The 14,344-nt window shown below is 67.1% G+C and carries 14 protein-coding genes and 1 riboswitch; of the genes, 7 read left to right on the top strand and 7 right to left on the bottom strand.

The genetic code is table 11. The features are described 5' to 3' along the window. Positions 1–146 precede the first annotated feature (146 nt). Complete coding sequence (locus ABE424_RS04655) at positions 147–524, top strand: hypothetical protein (RefSeq protein ID WP_346490994.1); 378 nt, start codon at positions 147–149, stop codon at positions 522–524. Positions 525–553: 29 nt separating this feature from the next. Here ABE424_RS04655 and ABE424_RS04650 read toward each other — a convergent pair whose 3' ends face one another. Further along, positions 554–1,471 carry a LysR family transcriptional regulator gene (locus tag ABE424_RS04650; protein WP_346490995.1) on the bottom strand — a complete coding sequence of 306 codons (918 nt, stop codon included), beginning with the start codon at positions 1,469–1,471 and terminating at the stop codon, positions 554–556. A gap of 139 nt (positions 1,472–1,610) precedes the next feature. Here ABE424_RS04650 and ABE424_RS04645 point away from each other — a divergent pair, with 139 nt between their 5' ends. The 5 genes from ABE424_RS04645 (at position 1,611) to pnuC (ending at position 8,465) form a co-directional block, all read left to right on the top strand. Beyond that, positions 1,611–2,000, top strand: a complete 390-nt coding sequence (locus tag ABE424_RS04645; protein ID WP_176988673.1) for a RidA family protein — start codon at positions 1,611–1,613, stop codon at positions 1,998–2,000. A gap of 72 nt (positions 2,001–2,072) precedes the next feature. Then, positions 2,073–4,271: a hypothetical protein gene (locus tag ABE424_RS04640; RefSeq protein ID WP_346490996.1), complete on the top strand. Its 2,199-nt coding sequence runs from the start codon at positions 2,073–2,075 to the stop codon at positions 4,269–4,271. 102 nt (positions 4,272–4,373) lie between these two features. Next, positions 4,374–5,504, top strand: a complete 1,131-nt coding sequence (locus tag ABE424_RS04635) for a phosphotransferase (protein ID WP_346490997.1) — start codon at positions 4,374–4,376, stop codon at positions 5,502–5,504. 39 nt (positions 5,505–5,543) lie between these two features. After that, positions 5,544–5,639, top strand: a riboswitch (TPP riboswitch). A gap of 67 nt (positions 5,640–5,706) precedes the next feature. Then, positions 5,707–7,872 (top strand): TonB-dependent siderophore receptor, encoded by a 2,166-nt coding sequence (locus ABE424_RS04630; RefSeq protein WP_346490998.1) that lies wholly within the window; start codon positions 5,707–5,709, stop codon positions 7,870–7,872. Beyond that, complete coding sequence (gene pnuC, locus ABE424_RS04625) at positions 7,869–8,465, top strand: nicotinamide riboside transporter PnuC (protein WP_346490999.1); 597 nt, start codon at positions 7,869–7,871, stop codon at positions 8,463–8,465. Before ABE424_RS04630 ends, pnuC begins: the two co-directional genes overlap by 4 nt. Positions 8,466–8,513: 48 nt before the next feature. Here pnuC and ABE424_RS04620 read toward each other — a convergent pair whose 3' ends face one another. The 5 genes from ABE424_RS04620 to ABE424_RS04600 form a co-directional block, all read right to left on the bottom strand. Further along, positions 8,514–10,565: a TonB-dependent receptor gene (locus ABE424_RS04620; RefSeq protein WP_346491000.1), complete on the bottom strand. Its 2,052-nt coding sequence runs from the start codon at positions 10,563–10,565 to the stop codon at positions 8,514–8,516. Between the two features lie 142 nt (positions 10,566–10,707). Continuing rightward, positions 10,708–10,941 carry a hypothetical protein gene (locus ABE424_RS04615; RefSeq protein ID WP_179458702.1) on the bottom strand — a complete coding sequence of 78 codons (234 nt, stop codon included), beginning with the start codon at positions 10,939–10,941 and terminating at the stop codon, positions 10,708–10,710. A gap of 73 nt (positions 10,942–11,014) precedes the next feature. After that, positions 11,015–11,944, bottom strand: a complete 930-nt coding sequence (locus ABE424_RS04610; RefSeq protein WP_346491001.1) for a hypothetical protein — start codon at positions 11,942–11,944, stop codon at positions 11,015–11,017. A 46-nt stretch (positions 11,945–11,990) separates the two neighbouring features. Beyond that, positions 11,991–12,347, bottom strand: coding sequence for a VOC family protein (locus ABE424_RS04605; protein ID WP_346491002.1), 357 nt, complete (start codon positions 12,345–12,347; stop codon positions 11,991–11,993). Positions 12,348–12,358: 11 nt separating this feature from the next. Continuing rightward, the gene (locus ABE424_RS04600) at positions 12,359–12,886 is read right to left on the bottom strand and encodes an H-NS family nucleoid-associated regulatory protein (protein ID WP_346491003.1); all 528 of its coding nucleotides are present in this window, start codon (positions 12,884–12,886) and stop codon (positions 12,359–12,361) included. Positions 12,887–12,962: 76 nt separating this feature from the next. On the opposite strand from ABE424_RS04600, the gene ABE424_RS04595 reads away from it, so the two are divergent. Further along, entirely contained in the window at positions 12,963–13,337 is a 375-nt protein-coding gene (locus ABE424_RS04595; RefSeq protein ID WP_346491004.1) for a glycine zipper 2TM domain-containing protein, read from the top strand. 52 nt (positions 13,338–13,389) lie between these two features. Here the strand turns inward: ABE424_RS04595 and ABE424_RS04590 are convergent, their stop codons facing one another. Then, entirely contained in the window at positions 13,390–14,289 is a 900-nt protein-coding gene (locus tag ABE424_RS04590; protein ID WP_346491005.1) for a LysR family transcriptional regulator, read from the bottom strand. Positions 14,290–14,344 lie beyond the last annotated feature (55 nt).

The raw sequence follows: 14,344 nt of genomic DNA, 5'->3' as shown, positions 1-14,344 counted from the left end.
TTAGGCAGGCGGCGGGAGCGCGGGAAGCGCCATGACGGCCCATTACGATTGGCCTGGTCGTAGCGACGATTCGTCCCGGATCGGTTGGCGGCGAGGGCGCGCGGGCGCGTGATGCAGGGGTTCATCACCCGCCTGGAGACGCTGCCATGACCTTGATCCGCCCCTTCCTGATCGTTTCGCTGATGCTCGCCGGTACCGCGCACGGTGCGGAGGCACGCTACCTCGGCCTGCTCAACCGGGCCCATGACAGTGTCGTGGCCCTGGACGTCGCGCCTGCCGGGACCGAGGCCTTCGTTCCGCGGTCGATCGATGCCCTGCCGGGTGGTGGTGCCGGCACTACGGTCCGGTTGGCCGACGAAGGGTGCAGGTTCGACCTTCGCGTGGCGTTCCGCAACGGCCGGCGCGTGATCTACCGGGATGTGGATGTGTGCAGGGGCGATACGCTGGTCATCGCGCCGCTGAAGAAAACATCCGATGATCGCGCGGTTGCGCTGGAGCCACAGCGTGCATCCCGTAGCCGATAACCGTGGCGTGCAGCCAGTGCGTCCCGCGCTTACGGACGCGCACGTGGCATGCGCTGCTCCACCAGGGCCGTGATCCAGTCGATGAAGACGCGCAGCTTGGCGCTGACATGCCGGTTCGGGGGGAACGCAAGGTGCAGCGGCATCGCATCGATGCGCCACTCCGGGAACAGCCGGACCAGCTCGCCGGTGGCCACATGCGGGGCGGCCATGTAGTCGGGGAGCCAAAGCGCGCCCAGGCCCGCCACGCCCGCGGCGAGATAAGCATTGCCATCATCGACCGCGAGCAGGTGGTGCCCCTTCACCGTGACCTGTTCGTCGCCGCGCTGGAGGGTGTAGGGCAGCACCGTGCCACTGCGCGAGCGCAGGTAGCCGACCACGCGATGCGGGGCCTGCTCCAGGTCCTGCGGATGCGCGGGGATGCCCGCCTGCTGCAGGTAGGCGGGCGAGGCGTGGATGCCGGCCTGCAGATCGCCGATATGGCGCGCGACCAGCGATTGATCCGTGATCTGTCCGCCGCGGATCACGCAGTCCACGTTCTCGTCGATCAGGTCCACGTGGCGATCGCTGACGCCCAGATCGAGCTGGATCTCCGGATAGCGGGCAAGGAAGTCGGGCAGGGCGGGCACCAGCACCAGCCGCGCGAAGGGGGCGGGCACGTCCACCCGCAGACGCCCGCGCGGCGCCGCTGCCGCTGTGGACAGGCTGGTTTCAGCGTCGTCGATGTCGGCCAGCAGCCGGATCACCCGCGCGTAGTAGGCCGCACCATCGGCGGTGACGTTCACCTGCCGGGTGGTGCGGTTCAACAGCCGTACCCGCAGCCGGGCCTCCAGGTGCTGCACCAGCTGCGTGACCGTGGTTCGGCTCATGTGCAGCGTGTCGGCGGCCTTGGTGAAGCTGCCGGTTTCCACCACCCGGGCGAAGGCCTGCATTGCGTCGAACCGGTCCATCTGCATTCCACGGGGGCTGATTGTTTGGATTCTACAAACAATCCTGGCGGGCAGGCCGCGTTTATCCCGCGCTCCTGCGGGTCTACCGTGGCGTTTCATTCTTGACGGGCCGTTCGTCGGCCCAGGGCAGAGGTTGATCATGGCAACACGTGACGTCGTTTTCCCGCCGGGCCGCCAGGCCCTGTACGAGCGCAACCGCTATTCGCCGGCCGTGCGCTCCAACGGCTTCCTGTTCGTGTCCGGCCAGGTCGGCAGCCGCGAGGATGGCTCGCCCGAACCCGACCTCGAGGCGCAGGTGCGGCGCGCGTTCGAGAACCTCAACGCCGTGCTCGGCGCGGCGGGCTGCACGTTCGAGGACGTGGTCGACGTCACCGTGTTCCTGGTCAACCCCGAGCAGATCTTCGAGCGCGTGTGGGCCATCGTGCCGGACTACTGGGGCGAGGCGCCGTATCCGACGCTGACCGGGATCGGGGTGACCTGGCTGTACGGATTCGACGTTGAAATCAAGGTGATTGCGAAGCTGCCGTAGCACACCTTCACGCGGTGACGGCCGCACGTTGTCGATAGTGGGCTGTCATCCTGCTTCCTGTTGCGGATCCACATGCCCCTGATTCCCGAGCGCGTCCAGCGCTGGCCCCGGCCGTGGCGCGTGGCGTTGCTCTCCTTGCTGGCGCTGTACGTGCTGTACCTGCTGGCAGGCAACGTATTCCTCAATACGCCGCTGTTCGATGCGGTCACCAACCGCAAACCTGAAAAATTCACGATGCAGACCGGGCCGGCGCTGACCCTGATGCCGGGCCAGGCCGTGGTCTGGAACATCCGCATGCGTGGCCAGGCCAACCGCACGCAGTATGTGTTCCGCGCCGATCGGGCCAGTGCGTGGATCGACCTGCCGGCGCTGTTCCGCAAGGAAGTGCGCATTCCGCGGATTGACGCGACGGGGGTGGAAGCCGAGGTCGAGCGCGTCGAAAACGCCATCCCGCCACCGCCGCGCGGCGACCGCGGCTGGACCCTGCGCTTCGATGCCATCCACAGCGACACCATCCGCAGCGGCCGTTTCGGCACGCTGCTGGTGGTCGGCCAGGGCCACGGCACGGTCGGTTTCCTCAAGCAGCTCAAGGGCGGCCCTTCGGAGCTGTTCGATTCCACGGCAGGCTTCGACGATGCCCAGGTCAGCTTCGACGGGGTCAACGTCCTGGACGATGCGCATATCGCCGCGCGCTTCCACTTCCCGCGCCACTATCGTGACGACGCGCCGGGGCTGCAGAAACTCGGCATCACCTGGGCACAGCTGCAGATCGACGCCCGCAGCCAGGGCCTGCGCATCGACACCGGCGGCCCGCACGTCAAGGTTGGCAGCGCGGTCTCCAATGCGCGGCTCACGGCGGATGTGACCCTGGAAGACGGTGCGCTGCGACCCGGCAGCCGTCTGGTCTGGCGTCTGCCGCTGCATGCCGGCGTGCACGCCGACGACCGTGGCCTGCTGTCCCTGCAGCTGGACGTGGCGCAGGACATGCGGGTGCAGGCGCGGCTGCCGCGCGACCCGGAGACGGGCAGCGAGATCAACGCCGATGTCCGCGTGACCGGCCGGAAGATACCGTTCCAGGCGCCGGCCGAGCTGCTGCCGCGACTGTCCGGCAGGGTGCAGGGCGCGTGGCAGTTCCAGTCGCTGAACTGGATCAGCGACCTGTTCGTGAAAAAGCCCTGGTTCCATCTGGACGGCGGTGGCCTGCTGAAGGCCGACGTGCTGCTGGCCGAGGGTGAGTTGGCACCGGGCAGCAAGGTGGATATTCCGCAGGTGGCGGCCGTGGCCGAAGTGGCCGGCGTCCGCATGCGTGGCGATGCCCAGGCACAGGGCCGGATTGTCGAAGGCACGCCGGCGCAGGCCGAGCTGAAGGTGCAGATTCCGCGGTTCCAGGCCGCGCCGACCAACGCGCCCAAAGCGCTGTTGTTCGATGGGCGCGAGCTCGCGCTCACCCTGCAGGGGGACGCGCGCCTGAAGCAGTTGAGTGACGGCATGCGCGCGCAGTTGCGCTTCACCGATGCCCGCGTGCCGGACCTGACGGCCTACAACCGGTATCTCGGCAACGACAACGTGCGCCTGCTCGGCGGCACGGGATTGCTCAGCGGGGATGTGTCGCTGGATGCGTCCGGCCGGGTCGGCAAGGGCAGGGCCGATCTGCGCGGCACCGGCGCCCGTCTGAGCGTGGCCGGCATCGCGATGCGCGGCGATGCCCAGCTGCAGGCGCGCCTGCAGCGAGCGGATTTCGACAGCCGCCAGTTCGACCTCGGTGGCACCACGGTGGACCTGCGCAACATCCACGTGGGCGATGAGAAGAGCGATGGACGCTGGTGGGGCAAGGTCGCGATCCGCAGCGGCCACATCGATGCGGCCGCGCCGTTCCAGGTCGATGGGCTGGCCGACCTGCGCCTGCGCGATGCCGGGCCCCTGCTCGGCGTGTTCGCCCAGCGCAGTGAATACCCGCGCTGGGTGCTCGGCATGCTGGACTCGGGCGAAGTGCAGGCCAGCGGCCAGCTGCGCTGGCGCAGTGGCGAGCTGATCGTGGAGGACCTGCAGGCCGAGAACGAGCGGTTGTCCCTGCAGGCGCGGTTGGATCTGAGTCACGCCAAACGCCGGGGTGATCTCTATCTGCGCTGGGGCGTGCTCGGGGCCGGCATCGAGCTGCAGGGCGAGCAGCGCAAGTGGCACCTGGCCGGGGCCCGCGACTGGTATGCGGGGCAGCCGCGGTTGCTGCCGGCCAAGCCGGCCGCAGCGAAGCAGGGCAACGGCACGCCCTGACCGACGGCCGCTGCTCCCCCTTGCCGGGCCCGGCTTGGTATCCTCGCCGCGCCCACTGTCTGGTGACAGCGTGCTTTCTCGCCGTCATCGACCCGTTATCCCATGAGCAACAGCACCCACCGCGTCCAAGGCCTCAACAACGATGAGGTGGCGGCCGATTGGCCCGCCATCACTGATCGCGAGATCGCCTGGCTGCGCGGGCGCTTCGCCCAGCTGGACGGGGAGTGCCAGCTGATCTGGCACAGCCCGCGGCCGCTGTCCGCCGCCGCCATCGTGGAAAGCCGGGGCGGCAGGGTGTTCGTCAAGCGCCACCACGGCAGCGTCCGCACGACCGTGGGACTGGCCGAGGAGCATCGCTTCCTGCAGCACCTGGCCGGGCACGGCGTGCCCGTGGTCGAGGTGCTGCGTGACCGCGACGGTGCAACCGCGGTCGAGCACGAGGGGTGGACCTATGAGCTGCATAGCGTGGGCCGTGGCCACGACCTGTACCGCGACACGCCGTCCTGGACGCTGCTGACCGATGCCGCGCAGGCACGCGAGGCGGGACGGATGCTGGCGACGCTGCATCGCGCGTCGGCCAGCTACCGCGCACCCCAGCGCAGCACGCACCTGCTGGTCGCGCGCGACGATCTGATCCGCGCCGCCGATCCCGTCGCCGCCCTCCAGGCCGGTCTCGCTGATCGCCCCGGCCTGGCGGCCTATCTGGCACGGCAGGACTGGCAGGCCGATCTGCAGCGTTCGGTGCTGCCGTGGCATGCGGGGCTGGCCGCCCGGCTGCAGGCCGAACCGCGCCTGTGGGCGCACAACGACTGGCATGTCTCCAACCTGCTGTGGCGCCCGCACGGCGATACGTCCGTGGTCGCGACCGTGCTCGATGTCGGCCTGGCCTCACCGACCAGTGCCTTGTTCGATCTGGCCACGGCCATCGAACGCAATGCCATCGCCTGGCTGGCGCTGGAGCAGGAGGCCGTGCGCGTGGATATCGCACTGGCGCTGCTCGCGGGCTATCGCGAGATCGTGCCGCTGTCGGCCGAGCGCGTGCACCTGCTGGCAGATCTGCTGCCGGTCGTGCAGCTGGATTTCGCGCTCTCGGAGGTGGAGTACTTCGAAGGTGTGACCCACTCGCCGGCCAATGCGGACGTGGCGTACCACACCTTCCTGCTGGGGCATGCTGACTGGTTCAGCACCGCCGCAGGCCAGGGCCTGCTGAAGGCGCTGCACGCCGCCGCCTGAGGGCAGGCTCGCAAATCCGTACGGTTTGTAGTGAAATAGTCGCAGAAGCGGGGGTGCCTGGCGAAACCAGGCTGAGAGAGTCCCTTGGAACCTGATCCGGTTTGCACCGGCGTAGGGAGCTTTGAGCAGCAGGCATACCGCCGTGATGGGTCGGTGCGCGTGCGCGCCTTCGCTTCGTCTCCCCTCGCTGATGACGAATCGAATGAACCGCTGCTTCCGCCCCACGCTGTTGTCCGCCGCCCTCTGCGCCGCGCTGCCTCTCCATGCCAACGAACCCGCGGATGCGCCCGAGCGCTCGCCGACCGAACTGGCTGCGGTGCGCGTGCAGGCACATCAGCCGGCGGTCACCGCCACGCAGACCAGCAGCTTCGGCGCCGGTGACTGGAAGAGCACCCCGGCCTCGGTGAACGTGCTGGACCGCGACCTGCTGGACAGCCGCCAGGTCCGTACGCTGTCCGAGCTGGCCAGCAATGATGCCTCGCTGGGCGACAGCTACGCCCCGGTCGGCTACTACCAGAACATCGCGATCCGCGGCTTCCCGCTGGATACCGGCACCGGCTACCGCTTCAATGGGCTGGCCATCACCGGCGAGCAGCGCCTGGCACTGGAGAACATCCAGTCAGTGGAGATACTCAAGGGCGAGGCGGGTCTCGCCGCAGGCGTCATGGCGCCCGGCGGCATCGTCAATTACGTGGGCAAGCGCCCGGCCGAGGTCCGCAACGTCACCCTCGGCACCGACTCGGAAGGCTCGCGCTATACCGCGGTGGATCTCGGCCATTGGTTGTCGCCGCGTTTCGGCGTGCGCTTCAATGCGGCCTGGGAAGACAGCGATTCCTATATCGACCATGCCGATGGCCGCCGCAATTTCTACTCGCTGGCCACCGACTGGCTGATCGGCGAACGCGGCAAGCTGGAAGTGGATGCCAACTACCAGACCAGCGCGCAGCGCTCGGCCTCGGGCTATCAGCTGCTGGGCGCCACCGAGCTGCCGCGCGGCGTGGACCGCAAGCACATGCTGGGTTATCAAGCCTGGCAGCGGCCGGTCGGGATCGACAGCACCAACCTGACCGCCTTGCACACCTACGATTTCAGCCCGCGCTGGCAGTCGCGCGTGTCGGCCAGCTACAGCCGCTCGGTGATCGACGACAACGTCGCCTTCGCCTATGGCTGCTACTACGCCGCCGGATGTGCCGATGGCAGCGTGCCGGGCAACTACTTCGCGCCCAACGGCGACTACGACATCTACGATTACCGCAGTCCGGACGACACCCGCCGCAACCTGGAGTTCCGTGGCGAGCTGCGGGGTGCGTTCGACACGGGTGCCGTCAGTCACGCACTGAGCATTGGCGCGGATCGTTTCGAGCGCACCGTGGACAAGCGCCGCAACGTCAACGAGTACGTGGGCACCGCCAACATCCACGACGCACAGGTGCCGCAGTTCGTCCCGTCGCCATTGATGCCCGGTGCATCCGCGCGTCGCCTGGACAGCGCGCAGACGGCGGTCTTCGCGCTGGACCGCATGAGCTTGGGCGATTGGCAGTGGCTGGCCGGGGGCCGTTTCGTGCGCCTGGACGAGCGGGCCTACGACAAGCGCGGCACGCCCGAGCGCCACAGCCGCCTGTCGCGCTTCCTGCCGCAGACCGCGCTGGTCTGGAAGGCCACCGATGAGGTCAACGCCTACGTCAGCTACGTGCGCGGCATCTCGCTCGGCCAGGAGGCCCCGTTCTGGACGTCCAACGAAGGCACGTTCCTGCCCGCGGTGCTGTCGCGCCAGGTCGAAGTGGGCGTCAAGTTCGTCCCCGGCGACGCGCTGACCCTCGGCGCGGCACTGTTCCGCACCTCGCAGCCGTTCCAGTACGCCAAGCCGGACGGCAGCGATGCGGGCTACACCTTCGTCGAAGAAGGGCAGCAGACCCACACCGGGCTGGAGCTCACCGCGCAGGGGCAGCTCAGCGAGCGCCTGTCGATGACCGCCAGCGCCAGTTTCCTGCGCGCCCGTGCACGCGATGCCGGCACGCCGGACTATGAGGGCCACCAGCTGATCAACGTGCCGAAGACCCGCGCGACGGTGCACGCGGAGTACCAGCTGCCGTTCGTGGCCGGACTCGGGGTGACCGGTGGCTGGCGCTACGCCGCGTCCAACGTGGCCACGGCCGATGGCCGCGTGAGCGCGCCGGCCTACAGCGTGTTCGATGCCGGCCTGCGCTTCAAGCATCAGGTGGGCGAGCACCCGGTGACCTGGAACCTTTCGGTGGACAATCTGTTCAACCGCTTCTACTGGCGCGATACCGGCAGCAGCTCGGGTGACTACTACCTGTTCCCGGGCGCGCCGCGCCAGGCCCGGTTGTCGGTGACCTTCGCGCTATGAACCCGGCGATCCTGGAATGGTCGGCGGCCGCTGTCAGCATGCTCGGGGTGTGGCTGATGACGCGCCGGGTGCCGTTGGCCTGGCCGGTCGGACTGGTGTCGGTCGCGCTGTACGCGCTGGTGTTCGTGGAGGCCAGGCTGTATTCGGACACGCTGCTGCAGATCGTGTTCGGCGGCTTCCTGGTCTACGGCTGGGTGCGCTGGCGCGGCCAGGTCGAAGACGATGGCAGGGTTGCGATCCTGCCGCTGGCGCGGCGCGCGTTGTGGCGGGACCTGGGCATCGGCGTGGCCTTCGGTATCGCGCTTGGCGCGGCGATGCACTTCTACACCGATGCGGCGCTGCCGTGGCTGGATGCGATGCTGGCGGCACTGAGCCTGGTCGCCCAGTGGTGGCAGGCGCGCCGGCACACGGCGGCGTGGTGGCTGTGGATCCTGGTGGACGTCGTCTACGTCGGCATGTACATGGTCAAGTCACTGCACGTGACCGCCGTGCTGTATCTGGTGTTCGTCGGCCTGGCCGTGATGGGGTTGCGGGCATGGACGGTGGCGCGCAACGACGCGCTGCTTCACAACGTGGAAGGGCGACGCGGATAAGTCCGCGCCGCCCTTCGTCACCTCAGGTCTGCACTCGACCCGGCGCGGTCAGAACCGCGCCGTGGCACCCACGAAGAAGGTGCGGGCACCGCCGTCGTAGTTGTTGCCTTCTTCGATGGTGGAGACATCGCCCAGGTTGAGCACGCCTGCACGGACGGTCAGGTGCTCGTTGACGTCGTAGCCGGTGACCAGGTCCCAGGTGGTGTACGCCTTGGCGAACGTGGCACTGGTGGAGGACACCAGCTGCTCGCCGATGTGCTGCGCGCTCAGGTTGAGCGACCAGGCATCGGTGACCTGCCAGTCCAGCGAGGTATTGGCGGTCAGCTTGGGCACCACCAGCAGGCTGGCGCCGGTGGTGCGGTTCTTCGATTCCAGCATGCGCGTGGCATTGGTGATCCAGTTCAGTCGCTCATGCAGGGGCACGGTGACGCTGGCTTCGACGCCGCGGGTGCGGGCCTTCTGGATGTTCTGCGCAACGGTCCACCAGAATCCGTTGACGAAGCTGGTGGTCTGGCCCGGAATCTCGCGCAGCGGAACCTGCTGGATCTTGTCATCGAAATCGGTCAGGAAGTAGGTGGCCGACGCCGACCAGCCGTTCTTGTCGAAGCCGACGCCCAGCTCGTAGTTGGTGCTGGTTTCCGGTTCCAGGTTCGGATTGCCGGCCATGTAGCAACCGGTGGTGCCATCGGCGCTGACCGAGCGGTTGGTCCAGCCTTCGGCGGTCAGGGCGGTGCAGCCGTTGCCACCGGACTGCGTCGCCGCACCGGCCGTGCCCTGCTTCAGCGTGGGCGCACGGAAGCCCTGCGATACACCGCCGCGCACGGTCCAGTCATCGGACGGGTGCCACACGCCGTAGACGCGCGGGCTCAGGTTGTCGTCGTAGTTGTCGGTGTTGTCCCAGCGCAGGCCCACCGTGAGGATGAAACGCTCGTGCAGGGTGATGTGATCTTCGGCGAACAGCGCCCAGGAATCGGCTTCGCTGACCGGACTGATGCGGCCGGTGCCGGTCCAGGTCACCGGTACGGTGCCGATGGTGTCGCTGTTCTTCAGCTCTTCGCGCTTCCACTGCCCGCCCACGTTCAGGCTCTGCTCGAAGCCCCAATGAAAGCTGCGGGTGAACGCGGTATCGAACACCGTCTCCTTGGAGTGGTTGCCGACGGCGCTGCCCTTGTCTTCGTAATCGTTCTGCACCAGCGTCGTCTTGGACGTGGCGGCATCGCCGTAACGACCATCGTGCATGACCACGTAGCCGGTCTGCACCAGCTTGGACAGGCCCCAGGCACCGACGTCACCGGCGCCACTGTTGCGCTGTTCGCCGCGCGATGCCTCGAAACCCACGGTGTGGTCGTCATTGATGCGCCAGTTGAGCAGCGCGTTGGCGTTCTCGGCCTTGTTGCCAGGCGTCTGTCGACGGCCGGTATCCGATTCGCGGTTGGTGACATTGGCACCGACGCGCAGGCCCAGGTTCTCGGTCAGCGGGCCACTGAACAACGCGCCCATCTGGGTGGTATCACCGCGGGTGGGGGAATCGGGCTTGCTGTAGTTGAAGGTGACCGAGCCACCCCATTCGTCGGCGATCTTGCGGGTGATGATGTTGATCACGCCGCCCATGGCGTCGGAACCGTACAGCGAGGACATCGGCCCGCGCACCACTTCGATGCGCTCGATCATGTCCGGCGAGAGCCAGTTCAGATCCTGCGGGCCCAGGTCATCGCGGTAATTCACGCCGGAGGAATTGCCCTGCCGGCGGCCGTCGATGAGGATCAGCGTGTACTGCTCGGGCAGGCCGCGCAGGCGGATCTTGGACTGCGCGCCGGACAGTGCATAACCACCGGTCACGCCGGGAACCGTGCTCAGCAGCTGGCCGATGCTGCTGACCGGCTTGCGTTCGATCTCCTCGCGGGTGATCACGCTGATGCTGGCCGGGGCGTCCTTGATCCACTGCTGGGCGCCGGTGGCGGTGACCACGACGGTGTCCATCTGGCGGGGCGAGGCGGCGTCTGCCGCTGCATCCGCATGTGCCTGACTCGCCAGGGCGAGACCAATGGCCACAGTCAGCGTGGCAACGGAACGACGGGAACGGGGGGACGGGTGCAACATCGACGCAGTACTCCTGGAAAAGAGGGGTCCGCTGGCGATGGCTTGGGGACGTCCGTGTGGGAAATTTCAACAACTCTTAACAATCGTATCACGACCCATTCGCATTTGAAATATTAGGATACGTTTGCGCTCCCACGTATTGTCAGCGCCAGCTGGGCGGTTCCCCTTTCTTCCAACAGATCAGCACCAGCGCTATAACGACAGTCCAGGTGCACACTTGGAACGCCACGGGTTCCTTGAATGGCGAGAACACGAATGGGCTGGCCATCAGCAGCGCGAATGCGACGGTGTAGACGACCCATCCCTGCCAGGCGCAGGGAAGTCCCCATCCCCAGCCATTGGAACGCGCGACAAACCAGTACTGTGTGTCCTTCATCTGCGGCTATCTCCTTATAGCGGGGTCAAACATCGCGTAGGTCTGGCCGCCATGCAGGCACCCACAGACCGCGTTATTCCACCAAGGCCAATTGTCCGGCAACAAGCGGCCGCAGGGCCAGCTTGTGGGTGACGCTGGTGATCGTGCGGCGCGGATCGGTCGGATGCGGCCGGGAGGTGGTGCTGCTCCTGCCTTGGCGCCAAAGCCCGACCATCACGATCTCCGCGCCCACCGGGAAGGACTTCAGCCACGCGGCATCGGGGTGCCCGACGCTGACTTCGTAGAAATCCCGGCGGTCGGTCACGCCGGTGTGCTGATACTTCGGGGCACAGTTGAGGAAGGTGACCCCATGGGGGTCACCGGGCTGCGGCGTGCGATGTGACCGCACGGTCCCAAGCAGCGCCATCGGCAGCTCGCTGGATGCTGAGCCAAGCCGTTCCCATGCCGCGTCGTAGCGGTCCTGCCGGTAGACGAAATTCGTCCAATCCACCCGCTTCTTGCCCAGGCGCAGGGTCAGCTGCGCGGCCAGCAGCGTGTCGTCCTCGCACATCGCCTGCAGCGTGAGCAGGTCGGTGAGGGTGCGCAGGTAACCGTCGAGCGGTGCGTCTGCCGGGAGAAGCGTCGGCCCCGCGCTGCCGCGTTTCAGGGCCTGCTGGAGGACCAACAAGCGAAGCTCATGCTTCCCATCATCCAGTGTGGGCAGGAACTCGGGATCGGCTCCGCCTGCAAGGAGGACCTGCAGATGACCGGGCGCGTTGTAGCGGCAGCCGGGAAGATGTTCGGTTCCTTTCTGCAACGCGATGTAGGCGGGGACCAGGAGCGGCGGGGCACGCTCCACGCCGGACCTGCTGTGCTCGGGGACGAACCGCACCGGCACGTTGCAGCCATCGCACAACAGGGTCGGCAGGGTCTGCTGCGCGTCATGGCGCTTCTGCAGGTCGCCCACCCGGTGCAGGGTGCCGTGCGTGCCCACCGCCTTGCGCATCTTGATTCCGCGACTCATCTGCAACCACTGCTTCGTTCAATGGCGACCATCATAGTCGCTTCGATCAGTCGCCCTGCGTCGCAAACCGCAGCCGGTTGTGGTCCGGATCGACCACCATCATCTCGCGCCCGCCCCAGGGCACGTCCGCCGGCGGTCGGAACACCGGCGCTCCGGCCGCGACAAACGCAGCGTGCAGTGCATCCACGTCCGGGACGTGGAAATAGACGGCGCCGCCAGGCGCGCAGTCGCCGGCATGCTCGCTCAGGAACAACGATTGGCCCTCACGGCTGATCTGCACGAACAGCGGCATGTCCGGGGCGAACCGGTGTTCCCAGTCGATTGCAAACCCCAAGCGCTGGTAGAAGGGCACGCTGACCGTGGCATCGGTCATGCGCAGCTGGGGGATGACGGTCTGCTGCATCAATGATCGCCTCAGCCCGGATAGGCAGGAAAACGCTGATCCGGGTGGGTCTTCTTCCATTCGGTATGCGCCACGGTGCCTTCCCAGGACAGGAACGCATTGGGCACCCGGCCGCGGCCGGACCAGGTGGCGCCGCTGTGCGGCAACCAGAAACGCGGTGGCAGATCTTCTTTGGCGGCCTTGGCGGGCTTTTCACGCCTGGCCGGGCCTTCGGTTCCCACCAGTGCCTGAATCCTGCGCTGCTGCTCCGGAGTGAAGTCAGCGAAGCTCGTGCTCAGCAGCACGGTGACGCGCTCGTAGGCCTCCCGGGTAGCGGCCTTCAGCAGTGCCTGCTCATCCATGCCCGATCGCGCGACCTGCGCTGCGAGGCTGGCGTTGATCTTGGATGCGGAGCGAGCAGGGGAGGGCGTTCGGGGCATGGGGTTCCAGGGTAGGTCGGACTGACGGAGGGCACGATAGCAAATGCCGGCGTGAAGCCATCGCAGATCGGCGCGAGGGGAAAGCTGTACTTTCGCCAAACTGAACAGGGGGAGGTTCATCTGCGGGTGCGCAATGTTCCGGCAATCTTCGGCCACCAGATTCGATTCAACACCGTTCCACTCAAAGGATCCAACGATGCTTACCTCGACCGCTTTCAGCTTCCGTGGCCTGGCCCTGGCGTTGGCCCTGACCGCTGGCGTGACCGCCGCAGGCAATGCCGATGCGATGTCGCGCAAGGACAAGAACACGCTGGTGGGTGCCGTAGTGGGTGGCGTCGCCGGGCACGTGCTCTCCAACGGCGATCCGCTGATGACCGCAGGTGGCGCAGTGGCGGGCGGTGCGATCGGCAACGTGACCACCAAGGATCGCCGCGAACGCGACTATCGCTACGACCGTGATCGCCGCTATGACCGCGACCACCGTTACGAGCGCAGCAGCCGCCACGACCGCCGTCATGACCAGCGCCGCTGGAACCAGGACCGTCGCCACCATGACCGCGGCTGGCGCTGACGGCTGGCCGGCAGGCAGCAGCCGCGCGTTGAGGCATCCGCTTGGCCGTGCCTCAACGATCCCGATCCAGCAGGCAATCAATGAAGGCGCGCAATGCGGGCAGCAGGTGGCGCCGGCTGGAGTAATAGAGGTACAGGCCAGGCACGGTAGGCGACCAATCGGCGAGGACGCGTTTGAGCCGCCCATCCGCCAGCGCGTCTGCGATTCCTTCGTCGTCGTACGCATAGAAAATGCCAAGCCCCTGCAGCGCCGCGGGAACCACGATGTCCTGGTGATTGGCGATCACCGCGCCTTCGCCAAAAAAATCGACAGCCTGCGTGCCGTTCCTGAAGTCCCAGCCGGCCACTTTGCCGCTGCCCGGAAATCGCCAGTTGATGCAGGCATGACGATCCAGATCCGCGGGTGATCGCGGTTCGCCGTGTCGGGCCAGATAGTCGGGCGACGCCACGGCCAACAACTGCACGTCCGGTGTGAGCCGGACGGCGACCATGTCCTTCTGCAGGCGGCCCCCCACGCGGATGCCCGCATCGAACCCTTCACCGGCGATGTCGGTCAGGCCATCGTCGATCACGATATCGAGCACGACGTCCGGATGCGCTGCTGCAAATCGTCCGAGCCGGGGGGCGATCACCTTCCGAGCGCCCATGCTGAGCGTGTTGATCCTCAAGGTGCCCGCAGCACGTGCGTGGGCGGCGACCGCCTGCGCGACCGCGTCCTCCATGTCGCGGAACATCGGGGCGATCCGTTCATGCAGGCTTCGCCCCGTCTCCGTCGCCGAGACGCTGCGCGTGGTCCGGTTCAACAGCCGAACGCCCAGCCGTGACTCCAGCTGGCGAATGATCTGACTGAGGGCGGATCGCGACAGCCCGAGGTGATCGGCCGCGCGGGCGAAGCTGCCCCGTTCCACGACCGCCACGAAGGCCTTGAGCTCCGCAAATTCGGCACCGCGCATTGTGTTCTGATTCCTGCATAGCCTGGTTCGATAATAGGTGATTCTCTTATTTATC

The organism is Stenotrophomonas sp. TWI1149, from assembly GCF_039673155.1.
GTDB classification, from domain to species: Bacteria; Pseudomonadota; Gammaproteobacteria; order Xanthomonadales; family Xanthomonadaceae; genus Stenotrophomonas; species Stenotrophomonas maltophilia_AA.
Note: the sequence above shows the minus strand (reverse complement) of the source record. Positions and strands in the feature narration are given on the sequence as shown.